Raw genomic sequence first — 14,519 nt, 5'->3', positions numbered from 1 at the left:
TTGCGCCGATCGCGGTCGTGGCCTCGAACGTTCCGCGAACGACGAGCCGGGCGTCCCTCCGGTCTCGAGCGGGGTAGGTTCGGCATCATGGCAAAGAAAGCACCGGCGGCCGTTGCCGCGCTCGTCCCGGGTAGGCACCTCGCGGTGGTCGAGCTCCTCGACCAGCACTGGGCGATCGCGACGATCGATACGATCGCCGTGGTGACACCCGACGAGCACGGCTGGCGACTCGCGTGGAGCCGGCCCTGGTACGACGTCGCGGGCGGAGACTGGGACGAGGACGAGCACACGCTGACGATCACGTGGGTCGACAACTCCACGGGCGCGACGCTCACCACCCTCGACGACGCCCCCAAGCACTTCCCGCGCGTGTTCAAGGAACGGGTCGACTCCTCGATCGTCTACGTGGAGTTCGAACGGATTCCCGGGTCGCGCGCGCAGCTTCGCGCCTCCGTGCGACGCAAGCCGGACGGTGAGCTGTTCTCCCAAATCAGCGCCACCCGCGACGTCCGCCGCACCCCGGAGCTCGATGAGCAGCTCGCGCAGCTCGAGCGGCGGCTCTGGGAGATCGTCGGTCTGTAAGCCTCGCGGCGGGGCATCCCGCCGTCCGGGCATGCTCCGGCGTCGAGCTCTCCTTCTGCACTATGCCCGCAACCGGTCCGCATGATCCTGCGGCGGATCTGGTCGTCGGGGTGGCGCGATGTCCTGCGCTCGTTGCGCAGCATCCCGCCGTCCGACGCCCTGGGTATTCCGATCTCCCCGGATGTCGCCGGTCTCTCTGATGTCCCCGGTGTCCCGGGGGAATGTCGGTGGGTGCTGGGACCATGTTTGGTATGGAACTTCAGCGGTTCGAGCGGGAGGTGGTCGATGATTCGGCCATGCTCGCCCGGCTGCGTCGGGGCCGGGAGGTCATGGATGAGGTGATGCTCGAGCGGCTCGCGTTGGCGGCGCTGTGGGTCGAGCATCATCCGTATGTGATCGCGGCCGAGGACGAGGGTGAGGACACCCTGGCCCATCTGCCCCCGCTGGTCGTGGAGGCCACCCTGGCCCAGAAGGCCGAATGGGACCAGATCGATCACGACGCCCGCCAACGCGAGATCACCGCCATCCACACCGCCGCCGCCAACAACAACACGAACACCCGGAGTAGCAGCAGCCGGAGCGGGAGCAGCAGCGATGGTCGTGACGGCTCGACCGCGGCCGGCTCGGCCACGGCTGGCTCGAACGCGGCTGGCTCGGCCGCGGTTCCTGGGCCGGTTCCCGACGGGGACGGGCGGGCGAGCGTGCTGGATCGTGCTACGGATCCGGCGTCGCATCCGTTGACGGCCGCGGATCTGGTTCCGGGTGTGGGATCGGGGCAGCGGGGGTTGTGGACGGTGGAGGAGTACTCGATCTCCACGTTCGCGGCCGGGGCCGGGATGGGCCTGGACGCCGCCCAGCGTCTCCTGCTCGAGGCCGAACAGTTACGTACCCGGCTCCCGCTGCTGTTCGCCCGGGCCCTGGCCGGGCGGGTCCGGGTCTGGCGGGCCCGTCAGATCGCGGCGGCGACCCTGTTCCTGTCGGTCGAGGCCTGCGGGTTCGTCGACTCCCAGCTCTCGCTCGTGCCGTTGAACTTCGGGCGTTCCCAGCTCGATGGGCTGATCAAGGAGGCCCTCATCCGGCACATGCCCACCGAGTACGAGGCCGCCGAACAAGCCGCCGATCAGGGCCCGGCCCGGGATGTCACCTTCACCCACGCCGAGACCGCCACCGGGGACTCGCGCATGCACGCGGTCCTACCCGCGGCCGATGGCCGGATCCTGCAGGACGTGATCGATCACCTCGCCGGCATGATCCAGGCCCAGGGCTGGGACCTGCCCGCCGGAGACCTACGCGCCTACGCCCTGGGCGACCTCGCCCGCGCCCGCTACGGCCACACACCCCTACCCGGCTGCACCCCCACCGGCCCCGACCAACCAGCCCAACCAGACCAACCGGGCGAGCCCGACCCGTTCGGGAGGGCCGACTCTGCTGAGGCCTCCGACCCGGCCGGCGCATCCGAACCATCGAGCACGCCGGGTCATCAGGGCGCGCCGGACACCGGTGGTGCGGGCGTGCCGCGGGGCCGGATCCTGATGTACCTGCACCTCCAGGCCGCCGACCTCTGGCCCGCCGGACTCCCGACCACCAGCCCGCCACGACCACCCGGCGATCCGGGTGATCCCGGCGATCCCGGCGATCCGGGTGATCGTTGCGATTTCGGTGATCGTGGTGATCCGCGTGTGCCGGGTGCCGGCGCGCGGGCTGCGGGTGGCGGGTTCGATCGTGAACGGCTGCGCCGGGTCCCGGTCCGGGTCGAGGCCCGCGGCCTACCCCGCGGCGCGGTCATCACCGCCGCCGAACTCGGCTCCCTCTTCCACCGCCCCACCACCCTCCCGCCCGCACACGCGCCCGCGGCACCGGGCACACCCGCACCCGGCCCTGAGGAGACGGGTGTGCCCGAGGGTGCGCGTCTCAACGGGACAGCTGCGCCCGCATCCCCGGGACAGCCCGGCACCGTACTGCCCAGCACCGTGCTGCCCGAGACCGTGCTGCCCGGCACCGGTCTGCCCAGGACCGGTCTGCTCGGGACCGGTCTGCCCGGGGAGGGCGGGTCCGGGTCGTGTTTCGTGCCCGAGATCATCGTGCGCCCGGTCCTCGACCTGGACGAGCCCCTCGCGACCGATTCCTACACCCCGACCGAACGGATGCGCACCCAGGCCATCCTGACCACCGACCGATGCGCCTTCCCCTGGTGCACCCGCACCGCCCGCGCCTGCGACCTCGACCACATCGACGCCTGGCACACCACCGACGCCGGCAGGAGCGGCGAGGTCGGCGGCGTGGTCGTGACCGGGGGCGCGACCTGCCCGTGCAACCTCGCCCCGCTGTGCAGGGCGCATCACCGCCTCAAGACCCACGCCCACACCGATTCCGCCTCGCGCGGGCGCCACGCGGCCTGGTCCTACGCCAAACTCGACGCCGGCACCTACCTGTGGACCGGCCCCCACGGCATCCGCCTCCTACGCACCCCCTGGGGCACCCTCGACACCCAGGCCACCACCGAACCCGCCGGCCCCGCCGAGCACCGCGACACGCACGAGACCGCCGAGACCGCCGCCACGCGCGGCGGCACGGGAGCGATCGAGCCGGCCACCGGCACGACGACCGGCACATCCGGCGCCCCCGGCTCGCCCGCCGTGCCCGCGCCGCTGTCCCCGCAGCGGGAACGCGCCAACCGGGCCCACTGGTCCCAGGCCACCCCCGACACCCTCGCCATCGTCCACAGCCGAGACACCCGCCTGAGCGACCGCGCCGACACCACCCGCGCAGCCCACCGCGCCGCCGAAGAAGACGACGCCCGCCGCTACCCCGACGAACCACCCTTCTGAGGCAGCCGGCCCTTGCGCGAAACCGGGACGGGCCCTGTTGCGAGAGAATGCCGAGTGTGCAGAGCAGGCCGATTCGGGCGTGATCTGTGCCACCCCCTGGATGTCACGGGCACCCTCTCGAGTATGTATTATTGGCCAGGCGATCCCCCGTAGCTCAACGGCAGAGCGTCCGACTGTTAATCGGATGGTTACTGGTTCGAATCCAGTCGGGGGAGCCCAGGGAAGGCAATGTGCGGCGTTTGATCGTCGCGACGTACGCACGATGGAACCGGGCGGTGTGTGCTCATCGGTGCTCCGCGCGGGCGCGGCACCGTGCGCCGGGGACACGGTCTCAGCCGAGTTCGTCTGGTCTACCCAGGCTCAGCCAGACCGGCACGGGTTCGATACCGGCCGCCATCGGCCCTCGAAGGGCCGCCGCCCGGTGCATTCGAGCAGGGAAGTTCTCCCCATCGAGCAGTGTGCCCCCGCCGCGTCCTGGCTGGGCCTGTGCCCTAGGATTGGGCCGTTATAGCCGTGTCCACAGATGAGGTAGATCGATGGCCCACCGTTTCAATCCAGCGCCGGGCTGGCCGCAGCCACCGGAGGGGTGGACCCCGCCCGCCGGTTGGCAGCCCGATCCTTCGTGGCCGCCCGCCCCCGAAGGGTGGCAGTTCTGGATCGACGACGCGGCCGGTGTGCCCGCTCCGCAGGCTCCCGCCCCCCAGGTTCCCGCTCCTCAGACTCCCGGGCCGATCGACAACGGGGGCTCCGCGCCGCACGACGCGGCCGCCGCTTCCGCCCCAGCCGGAGAGCAGCAGGAGGCGCCGCGCGAGCCCAGTGCGCCGGCGCCGCAGCATCTTGGACCCTCCGCCGCCGCAGCGGCAGCTCCATTGCCCGGTACAGGCGCAAGTGCCCCCGCCCCGTCGGCGCCCGAACACCAGCCGCCCGCCCAGGAGGCGCCTGCTCAGCAAGCCCCCGCTCCGGAAGCACCCGCGCAGCAGTGGCAGGGATCCGCGGAGTCCCAGGGGCAGCAGTTCGGTGACCAGCCGACCCAGCAGTTCGGGCAGCAGTTCGGTGAGCAGCCCACGCAGCAGTTCGGGCAGCAATTCGGTGACCAGCCCACCCAGCAGTTCGGGCAGCAGTTCGGTGAGCAGCCGACCCAGCAGTTCGGTGGCGCGCCCGGGCAGCCTCCTGCCGGGCAATACGGCGGCGAAGGCGCCGGCTTCAGCTACGCGGCGGCCCAGCACGACCCGGGCACGTCGCCCTATCAGGGTCAGCCCGGTCAGCAGTACCCGGCCTACGCCGGCGCCTATCCCGGCCAGCCTGGTCATCCTGGCCAGCCTGGTCAGCCCGGAGGCCCGGGTGCAGGTGGCCCGACCGGTCCGGGTGGTCCGGGTGGCCCGGGTGAGCCCCGGAAGAAGCGAACCGGGCTGATCGTCACGATCATCGTGATCCTCGTGCTCGTGCTCGCGGCCGTGGTGTGGGGAATCGTCGCCCTGCTGTCCGATTCGGACAGCCCGGCCGCCGGCCCCACGGCGGCGCCCACCGTGACGCAGACCGAGGAGCCGACCCCCGACCCGACGACCCCCGCGCCGGAGCCGACGAGCGAGGAGCCCACGGCGGAGGAGACCACGGACGATCCCGGCGCGTCCGGTTCCGTCGTCGACCTCAAGCCGGGCGAGTTCGCCACGATCACGTCGGTCGGCACCGAGATCGCCGAGCTGACGATCACGGACATCGAGGTCGGCTGGACCCCCGACGCGAGCAACTTCCTGTGCAGCCCGCCCGAGGACGGCTCGGAGTACGCGCTGCTCCACGTCGAGGTGAACACGAACGACCAGATGGACCCGGCCGGACACTTCTTCACCGGAATGGGATTCAGCATGCTCGACGAGGCCGGCAACCCGGCCGGCGAGTCCGGCGCGTTCCTCGGGATCATGTGCCTCGACGAGGCCGATGCCCTCCCGAGCGAGTGGCAGGCGAACCAGTCCTACTCGGGGCTCATGCTCGCCACCTTCACCCCGGAGACGGCCATCGTCGAGTATCACGACTTCCTCGACTTCATGGGCGATGCCCCGAGCTATCGCTGGCACGTGGCCGACTTCGGATGATCAGGGAGATCCGCCCGTTCGGGGATCCGATCCTGCGCACCACCTGCGATCCGGTGCGCGGGATCACCCCGGGCATCCGGTCCGTCGTCCGGGACCTCCTCGACACGGTCGACCAGCCCGGCCGAGCCGGGGTCGCCGCCAACCAGATCGGCGTGGGCCTGCGGATCTTCTCCTACCTCGTGGACGGCGACCTCGGCTACCTCATCAACCCGGAGCTCGTCTCGGCCACGGGGGAGCAGAGCGGCCCCGAGGGCTGCCTGAGCGTGCCCGGGCACAGTTTCGAGGTGACCCGCCCGGACCGTGTGGAGGTCACGGGCATCGACCTCGACGGCGCCCCGGTGACCGTCGTCGGCACGGGCCTGCTGGCGCGCGCGCTGCTGCACGAACTCGACCACCTCGACGGCAGGCTGTACATCGACCTGCTGCCGGGAAGCCGGCGACGCGAAGTGCTGCGCGCCTTCCGGTAGCCGCGCACGAGAAGAGCCGAACGCGCGAGCGCCCGGGTGCCGATCGACCGATCGCCCCGGGCGCTCCTGCATGTCCGGACCGATATGACCCGGCCTTCGGCAGGCCTTGGGACGACGAAAGTCGCCTTCGCGACGTCCGCGGGAGGGTCGTAGCCTGACCCGTCGGGTGGACCCCGAAAACTTTCCGGTAACGGACCGTGGCAATTTTCGGCAACAGCTGAGCATCGCCGATCCGGGACGGCCAGGGTATGGGGCGTGTCACCCGGAGCGGCCACGGTCACAGCCGTCGTCCGCACCTGCCGGTGACCTCGAATGATTGAGGAGGATCATGTCAGTGCACAGACGACGAGGCGTACGGACCATGGTGGCGGCCGCCGCCGTGGTTCCGCTCACCCTCGGATTGAGCGTCGCGGCCGGCGCGGAGACCGCCGTGCCGCCGGCGGAGCAGCCACAGCTCGAGTCGCGGGTGAAGGAGATCATCACGGTCGACGATCTCGAGTTCCGCGACCTCAACGGCAACGGCGCGCTCGACCCCTACGAGGACTGGCGGCTCTCCGCCGACGACCGCACGGGCGACCTCGTGGAGCGGATGAGCCTGACGGAGAAGTCCGGGCTCATGCTCATCGACACGCTCAACGCCGCCTGCGAGGACGGCGTGCGTGGCGCCGTCCCGGCCGAGGGCACGGACTACATCGAGAACCAGGCCATGCACCTGTTCGTCTTCCGGAACACGGTCGCCGGCCCGGAGGATGCGGTCTGCGGTGAGGCGGGTGGCGGCTTCCGCGCCTCGACCGTGGTCACCCCGGCCGAGGCGGCGCAGTTCACGAACTCCGTCCAGGAGATGAGCGAGGCCACCCGGCTCGGCATCCCGTCGCTGTTCAAGTCGAACGCGCGCAACCACATCGACCCGAACGCCCGGGCGGGCATCAACGAGTCCGCCGGCGCGTTCACGTCCTTCCCGAAGGAGGCCGGCATCGCCGCCGCGGCCCTCGGTGCCGAGGCCGCCGCCACGGGCGAGGACCCGACGACGGGCGACATGTCCGTCGTCGAGGACTTCGCCTCGATCATGGGCGACGAATGGGCCTCGATCGGGCTGCGCGGGATGTACGGCTACATGGCCGACCTGTCCACCGAACCCCGCTGGTACCGCGCCCACGAGACGTTCACGGAGGACGCCGACCTCAACGCGAACATCATGACCTCGCTCGTCTCCTCCCTCCAGGGCGAGGTCGGCGAGGACGGGCTCGCGCTCACCCCCGAGTCTCAGGTGGCGCTCACCCTCAAGCACTTCCCGGGCGGTGGCCCCCAGCAGCTCGGCCTCGACCCGCACTACGCCTTCGGCAAGGGGCAGGTCTACCCGGCCGATATGTTCGGCGAGCACCTCAAGCCGTTCGAGGCCGCGATCGAGGCGGGCGTCTCCTCGATCATGCCGTACTACGGTGTGCCGGTCGACGTCACCTACAACGGCGAGGAGCTGCCGGAGACCGGTATGGCCTTCTCCGATGCGATCGTCAACGGACTGCTGCGCGACCAGCTCGGCTTCCCCGGCTACGTCAACTCCGACACGGGCATCATCACCGACCGCGCCTGGGGGCTCGAGGACGCCACCGTGCCCGAGCGGGTGGCCGCCGCGATCAACAGCGGCACCGACACCCTGTCCGGATTCCACGACGTGCAGGTGATCCTCGACCTCGTGGCCGACGGCCTCGTCGACGAGGCTCGGGTCGACCTCGCCGCCGAACGCATCCTCGTGCAGTTCTTCCGCATGGGCCTGTTCGAGAACCCCTACGTCGATCCGGCCGGGGCGACCGAGACGGTCGGTGCCGCCGCGCACCGCGAGGTGGGCCTGCAGACCCAGCGGGACTCGCTCGTGCTGCTCGAGAACTCCCAGACCCCCGGTGGCCCCGTGCTCCCACTCGCTGACGACGCGAGCGTGTACGTGCTCGGCGGGATCGACGGCGCCGCCGTCGCCGACCGCGGCTACGACGTGACGAGCGGCGACACCCCCGACGGGGCCGGGCGCCCGAGCGCCGCGGGCAACGACTACGCCGTCATCTCCCTCACCGCGAATGCCAGTGGCGGCGACTACGTCTCGAACGACCCGGCCTCGGGCCTCGATCCCGACCACGGAGTCAACCCGGCCGTCATCGACGGCATCCCCGGCTACGACGGGCAGAGCCCGTGGGGAGCGGCCGACGTGTGCAGCACCATCGAGGGCGCGGCCTGCACCGACAACGGCCTGCGCTTCGGCGGGGCCTACCCGTGGGAGTCGAGCGTGCTCGACTTCACCGGCATGGAGGCCGCCGACTCGTGGGAGGTGACCCCGTCCCTGGAGACGATCCAGGAGGTCATCGCCGAGATCGGCGACCCGAGCAAGGTGATCCTCGACGTCTACTTCCGCCAGCCGTACGTGCTCGACGAGGCCTCCGGCCTGCGAGACGTCGGCGCGATCGTCGCCGACTTCGGCACGAGCACCGGCGCGCTGCTCGACGTGCTCTCCGGGAAGCACGACTTCCAGGGCCGCATGCCCTTCGCGCTGGCCGGCACCGCCGAGGCGATCCTCGAACAGGACAGCGACCGGCCCGGCTACGACGAGACGACCGACGGCGCGCTGTACCCCTTCGGATACGGCCTGAGCTACGAGGGCGAGGCGGCGCCGTCCACACTCACCGCGCAGCCGGAGGTGACCGGACCGATCCCCGAGACGGAGAACTCGGTCATGTGGTCGTCGATGGCGAACGCGCGCGTGCCGTTCGACGTCGCCGACCACGGTTTCGTCGAGGAGGAGTACTTCCTCTCCGGCACGAGCTCGATCTACTCCGGCGAGTCCGGTGCGGCGACCGCGATCGACGCGGCCGACTACACGAACAACATCCTCGTGCGGCGCCCGGCCGATGCGGCCGACTTCTCCGGCGTCGTGCTCGTGGACATCCTCAACGCCTCGAACGGGTTCCCGGGAGAGGACCACTGGCGCCGGATGTGGCAGTGGGCGCTCGAGGAGGGCCACGCCGTCATCGGCCTCACCTCCAAGCCGATCCAGGTCGACGCGCTGCACAACTACGATCCGCAGCGCTACGCGGCCCTGAGCTGGGACGTCGAGGACACGGGTCGCGACCCGATCGTCGCCGACCCGGACGACCCGGGCTCCTTCGACCCGTTCATGGTCGTTCCGGGCGCGGAGGAGGGCCTCGTGTGGGACATCACCACCCAGCTCGGCGTGCTCCTCGACCGCGACGCGGGCAGCATCCTCGGGGGCATGTCCCCGGAGACGACGCTGCTGCTCGGCCAGTCCCAGTCCGGGGTCTACCTGCGCACCTACGTCGACAACTTCCACGAGGCGCAGGCCGACGCCAACGGCGGATCCCTGTGGGACGGCTACCTCAACACCGTCGGAGGCACCTTCGACCGGCCGCTGCAGCAGGGAGACACGGGCGGCCTGGACCTCCTGCCGGATCGGCCGGCGGCACTCGACGTCCCGCTCATCTCGGTCACCTCCGAGGGGGATGCGTCGCTGTTCGGCACGGCCGGCCTGGCGGAGCGGGACGAGCCCGCGAACAACTTCCAGTGGCAGGTGCCCGGCACCCCGCACACCGATCTACTCTCGCCGGTGATCCCGGCCGACGAGGAGATCTACCAGGCGGGCCGGCTTCCGAACACGGACGTGCACGAGGAGGCGTTCCGCGCCTCGCTCAACATCTACCCGCTCGAGCCGACGATCATCGCGGCGGCCGAGGCGCTCATCGACGCGGACCAGCAGGGCACGGTCCCGGCGGCATCGCTCTGGTACGACCAGGCCGGCGGCGACCTCGTGCGCGACGAGTCCGGCAACGTGACCGGGGGCGTGCGGTCCGGACTCCTCGAGTACCCGCTCGGGCAGTACCTCGGTGCGGCGAGCCCGGGCGCGGTGTACGGGTCGATGGACCTCATCTCCGCCGAGGAGTTCGCCGACACCTACGGCACGCGGGCGGACTACCTCGACCTCATGCGCACCTTCGACGCCGGACAGATCGAGGCCGGGTACCTCTCGGACTGGGGTGCGGACTACCTCGTGGACGTCGCGAACGAGCTCCTCGACCGGATCGGGGTGGCGGATCTCGACCCGACCGATCCCACCGCGGCGCCGACCGAGACCACCGGGCCGACCGGTTCGCTGCCCGACACCGGGGCTGACATGAGCCCCGTGACCGGACTGGTCGTGCTCGCCCTGCTGCTCGGTGGCGCCGCCGTGCTCGTCGCCCGGCGACGGCCTGCGGGTGCCGGTTCCTGAGACGACCGGAGCACTCACCCCTGAATCCCGGGCCCCGTCGGCGTGTCGGCGGGGCCCGGGCAGGCGTCGACGTGCCAAATCGGCGCGGATCGGGCATGATGGGTCGGGAAGAAGTGCCGCACCCGTTCCGGCGGGCTATGAGATTCGTTGGGGAAGACGCATCTCGGGTCTGACGGAAAGGAGCGGATGATGTCTGGTGTGATCACCCGTGGGGTGATTTTCGTGCACTCGGCGCCACGTGCCCTGTGCCCCCACGTCGAGTGGGCGATCGGAAACGTGCTGCCCACGGCGCAGGTGCTCGCGGAATGGACCGAGCAGCCGGCCGCGCCCAGCATGTATCGCACGGAGATCTCGTGGGTCGGACCGGCGGGCACCGGTGCCCACCTCGCCTCGGCACTGCGCGGCTGGAATCACCTGCGTTACGAGGTCACGGAGGAGCCGAGCCGCGGCACCGACGGCTCCCGCTGGAGCCACACCCCCGACCTGGGCATCTTCCACGGCCAGGTGGACGCCCACGGCAACACGGTCGTGCCGGAGGATCGGATCCGCTCGGCGATGGACCATGCGCACGATCCCGTGCGCATGCGCCAGCAGCTCGACCTCGCCCTGGGCCAGGCGTGGGACGACGAACTCGAACCCTTCCGGTACGCCGGTGCCGGGGTACCGGTGCGCTGGCTGCACCGGGTCGGCTGAGGGTCGGCCGAGGGGCGGCCGAGGGGCGGATATACGTGTGGCGGGGAGCCGGTGAGCTCCCCGCCACTGCCGTATCCGCGCGGCGCGCGGGCCTCAGACGCTCGTGGCCACGAGGGCCACGTTGTGCCCGCCGAACCCGAAGGCGTTGTTGATCGCGGCGATATCGCCGGCCGGCAGCTCCCGGGGCGCGTCGCGCACGAGGTCGATCGGCAGGTCGGGCTCGGGGGAGTCGACGTTGATCGTCGGGGGCGCGAGCCGGTCCCGCAGCGCGAGCACCGTGAAGATCGCCTCGAGTGCCCCGGCGCCGCCGAGCAGGTGGCCCGTCATCGACTTCGTGGCCGAGACCACCGCCTGATCCCCGATGGCACGCGCGATCGCCGCCGCCTCGATCCCGTCGCCGACGGGGGTGGAGGTGGCGTGGGCGTTCACGTGCGCGATGTCGCCGGCGGTGAGCCCGGCGTCCTCGAGCGCGAGCCGGATCGCGGTCTCCTGACCGGCACCCGTCGGGTCCGGCGGGGCGATCGCGTAGGCGTCGGAGCTGAGCCCGACGCCGCTGAGCCGGGCGTAGATCGTGGCCCCACGGGCCAGCGCATGGTCCTCCCGCTCGAGCACGAGCACCCCGGCGCCCTCACCGAGCACGAACCCGTCGCGCTCGGTGTCGTAGGGCCGCGAGGCGGCCTGTGGGTCGTCGTTGCGGGTCGAGAGCGCCTGCATCTTCGCGAAGGCCGCGAGCGGGAGCGCGTGGATGGCCGCCTCCGTGCCGCCCGCGACGACGACGTCGGCCCGGCCCGAGCGGATCATCTCGATCCCATAGCCGATCGCCTCGGCGCCCGAGGCGCAGGCGGAGACGGGCGTGTGCGCGCCGGCCTTGGCCCCGACCTCGAGGGAGACGTAGGCGGCCGGCGAGTTCGGCATGAGCATGGGCACGGTGAGCGGCAGCACCCGGCGTGCCCCGCTCTCCTTCAGGGTGTCCCAGGAGCTGAGCAGGGTCCACACCCCGCCGATCCCCGAGGCGATGACGGAGCCGATCCGCTCACCGGGAACGTCGGGGGAGCCGGCATCGGCCCACGCCTCACGGGCGGCGATGACGGCGAACTGCGCGCTGGGATCCATCCGCTTGCGCTGCGGCAGCGGGAGCACGTCGGCCGCGGGCACGGCGAGCTCGCCCGCGAAGGTCACCGGCAGGTCGTACTTCTCGACCCACTCGTGGGTCATGGTCGCCACGCCGGAGGTGCCCGCGAGGGCGGCCGACCAGGTGGTGGGGACGTCCCCACCCAGCGGGGAGGTCACACCGAGGCCCGTGACTACGACGGGTACATGGTCACTCATGAGACGGCCTTCTTCGTTCGTTCCGGGAGCGGGCCGGTCACCGGAGGACGCACCGAAACGGTGCGCCCTCCGAGGACCGGAGCCACGGGGGCAGGAATCAGGCCTGCGCCTGGGCGATGTAGTTGACGGCGTCGCCGACGGTCGTGAGGTTCTGAACCTCTTCGTCGGGGATGCGCACCTCGAACTTCTCCTCCGCCAGGGTGACGATCGTCATCATCGACAGCGAGTCGATGTCCAGGTCGTCGGTGAAGGACTTGTCGAGCTGCACCGCGTCGGTGGGCAGACCGGTCTCTTCGTTCACGATCTCGGCGAGACCGGCGAGGATCTCCTCGTTGCTGGCCATGGGGGCTCCGTTTCTTGGGTAGCTAGGGGTTCCTAGCCTAGGGGTGTGCGGGTGGGAGGTGCGCCCTCAGGGGAGGACGACGACCTGGCCGGCATAGGCCAGTCCGGCGCCGAAGCCGACCTGGAGGGCGACGGCGCAGCTCGGGGCCGTGCCCTCCCGCAGCAACCGTTCGGTCGCGAGCGGGATGGACGCCGCCGAGGTATTCCCGGTCTCGGCGATGTCGCGGGCGACGATGACCGAGTCGGGAAGCTTGAGGAGCTTGGTGAGCTGATCGGTGATGCGCATGTTCGCCTGGTGCGGGATGAACACCTCGATGTCGTCGAGGGTCAACCCGGCCGCCGCCACGGCCTGGCGTGCCACGCCCGGGATGGTCGAGATGACCCACTTGAACACGGTCGGCCCCAGCTGGCGCAGCGTCGGGGTGCGCATCTGGGAGACCTCCTCGGCGAGTTCGGGCGTCTCCTCCTCGGGCTCGCCCAGCTCCTCATGGCGGTAGTCGAGCCACGACCGGGTCTGATAGATGACGCCGGCCTGCCCGCCGTCCGATCCCCAGACGGTCGGGCCGATGCCGGTCTGGTCCGAGGCGGTCACGACCGCCGCTCCCGCGCCGTCGCCGAGCAGGAACGAGATGGTGCGGTCGGTCGGGTCGATGAAGTCGCTCATCTTCTCCACTCCGACCACGACGACCGTGCGCGCCAGACCGGCCCGTACCATCGCGTCTGCCTGGGCGATGCCGTAGCAGTAGCCGGCGCACGCCGCGGACAGGTCGAAGGCCGGGGCGGGGGTGGCCCCGATCCGGTCGGCGACGATCGTCGCCAGCGCCGGGGTCTGCTCGAAGTGGGTCACGGTGGAGACGATGACCGCATCGACGTCGGCCCCGGTGATGCCCGCCTTGGCGAGTGCATCCTGGGCCGCGGCGGTGGACATGTCGGCGATCGTCGTGTCGTGGTCCGCCCGGGCGCGGGTGACGATGCCGGTGCGCTGACGGATCCACTCGTCGGAGGAGTTGATCGGCCCGGCGATGTCGTCGTTGGTCACGAGGTTCTCACCGCGGAAGCCGCCGATGGCGGCGATGCGGGATCCGGTCGTGGTGGGGGCCCCGAGCAGGGTGGTCATCGGCTCTCCTTGATGGCGGCGATTGCGGAGTCCAGATCGGCGGGCTTCTTGATCGCGATCGTGGCGACCCCCGGCATGGACCGGCGGGCGAGCCCGCTGAGCACCCCGCCGGGAGCGAGCTCGATCGTCGTGGTCACGCCGCGGGAGACCATGGTCTCCTGGCACCGGTCCCACCGGACGGGATGGGTGATCTGGTCGACGAGCAACTCGAGCGCGCGCGGGCCGGAGGGCACGGGCGCGCCGGTGGCGTTGCTCAGCACCGTGAGCGTGGGCTCGGCCGGGGTGAGCGCTCCGGCGGCCGCGGCGACGTCCGGGACGGCGGGGGCCATGTACCGGGTGTGGAAGGCCCCGGCGACGGCGAGCGGGATGACCCGCGCCTTGGCGGGCGATGCGGCCGCCAGGGCCTCGAGGTCGGCGCGGGCACCGGCGGCCACGATCTGCCCGCCGCCGTTGACGTTGGCCGGAACCAGCCCGGCCGCGACGATCGCGGCGGTCACCTCGTCCGGGACTCCGCCGACGACGGCCGCCATGCCGGTGTCCGCGGCGGCGGCGGCCGCGGCCATCGCGCGACCGCGGACGCCCACGAGCCTCGACCGCCTCGGCCGCGGTGAGGATCCCGGCGGCGGCGACGGCGGCGAACTCGCCCACCGAGTGCCCGGCACTCAGGCCCGCCCAGCCGGCGACCGGCCCGACCTCGCCCTCGAGCAGGTGCAGTGCCAGCAGGGACGCGCCGACGATGAGTGGCTGGGCCACCGCCGTGTCCTTGATCGTGGCGGCGTCGGCCGTGGTGCCGAGACCGAGCAG

General features: G+C 71.4%; 10 protein-coding genes and 1 tRNA gene. 7 read left to right on the top strand and 4 right to left on the bottom strand.

What is annotated here, in order from left to right; translation table 11 throughout:
- Nucleotides 1–87: 87 nt before the first annotated feature.
- The 7 genes from GCE65_RS08395 (at nucleotide 88) to GCE65_RS08365 (ending at nucleotide 10,927) form a co-directional block, all read left to right on the top strand.
- Nucleotides 88–582 carry a hypothetical protein gene (locus GCE65_RS08395; protein ID WP_153878065.1) on the top strand — a complete coding sequence of 165 codons (495 nt, stop codon included), beginning with the start codon at nucleotides 88–90 and terminating at the stop codon, nucleotides 580–582.
- A gap of 251 nt (nucleotides 583–833) precedes the next feature.
- On the top strand, nucleotides 834–3,410 hold the full coding sequence (locus GCE65_RS08390; protein WP_153878064.1) for an HNH endonuclease signature motif containing protein: 2,577 nt from the start codon (nucleotides 834–836) through the stop codon (nucleotides 3,408–3,410).
- A 143-nt stretch (nucleotides 3,411–3,553) separates the two neighbouring features.
- Nucleotides 3,554–3,625 (top strand) — tRNA-Asn (locus tag GCE65_RS08385).
- A gap of 654 nt (nucleotides 3,626–4,279) precedes the next feature.
- Nucleotides 4,280–5,500, top strand: coding sequence for a hypothetical protein (locus tag GCE65_RS16260; RefSeq protein WP_194928645.1), 1,221 nt, complete (start codon nucleotides 4,280–4,282; stop codon nucleotides 5,498–5,500).
- On the top strand, nucleotides 5,497–5,967 hold the full coding sequence (gene def, locus GCE65_RS08375) for a peptide deformylase (RefSeq protein ID WP_153878063.1): 471 nt from the start codon (nucleotides 5,497–5,499) through the stop codon (nucleotides 5,965–5,967). Before GCE65_RS16260 ends, def begins: the two co-directional genes overlap by 4 nt.
- 334 nt (nucleotides 5,968–6,301) lie before the next feature.
- Nucleotides 6,302–10,234 (top strand): alpha/beta hydrolase domain-containing protein, encoded by a 3,933-nt coding sequence (locus tag GCE65_RS08370; RefSeq protein ID WP_194928644.1) that lies wholly within the window; start codon nucleotides 6,302–6,304, stop codon nucleotides 10,232–10,234.
- A 189-nt stretch (nucleotides 10,235–10,423) separates the two neighbouring features.
- Nucleotides 10,424–10,927, top strand: a complete 504-nt coding sequence (locus GCE65_RS08365) for a DUF3145 domain-containing protein (protein WP_152818619.1) — start codon at nucleotides 10,424–10,426, stop codon at nucleotides 10,925–10,927.
- 93 nt (nucleotides 10,928–11,020) lie between these two features.
- On the opposite strand, the gene GCE65_RS08360 is transcribed toward GCE65_RS08365, so the two are convergent.
- The 4 genes from GCE65_RS08360 to GCE65_RS17055 form a co-directional block, all read right to left on the bottom strand.
- Nucleotides 11,021–12,256 (bottom strand): beta-ketoacyl synthase, encoded by a 1,236-nt coding sequence (locus GCE65_RS08360; protein WP_153878061.1) that lies wholly within the window; start codon nucleotides 12,254–12,256, stop codon nucleotides 11,021–11,023.
- Between the two features lie 97 nt (nucleotides 12,257–12,353).
- A complete protein-coding gene (locus GCE65_RS08355; protein ID WP_152818623.1) occupies nucleotides 12,354–12,599 on the bottom strand; it encodes an acyl carrier protein in 246 nt (81 codons plus the stop codon).
- A 66-nt stretch (nucleotides 12,600–12,665) separates the two neighbouring features.
- A complete protein-coding gene (locus GCE65_RS08350; RefSeq protein WP_153878060.1) occupies nucleotides 12,666–13,715 on the bottom strand; it encodes a beta-ketoacyl-ACP synthase 3 in 1,050 nt (349 codons plus the stop codon).
- Entirely contained in the window at nucleotides 13,712–14,299 is a 588-nt protein-coding gene (locus GCE65_RS17055; RefSeq protein WP_370460087.1) for an ACP S-malonyltransferase, read from the bottom strand. The genes GCE65_RS08350 and GCE65_RS17055 overlap by 4 nt, the downstream gene beginning before the upstream one ends.
- Nucleotides 14,300–14,519: the final 220 nt, after the last annotated feature.

The organism is Pseudactinotalea sp. HY158 (assembly GCF_009660225.1).
Lineage (GTDB): Bacteria > Actinomycetota > Actinomycetes > Actinomycetales > Beutenbergiaceae > HY158.
Note: the sequence above shows the minus strand (reverse complement) of the source record. Positions and strands in the feature narration are given on the sequence as shown.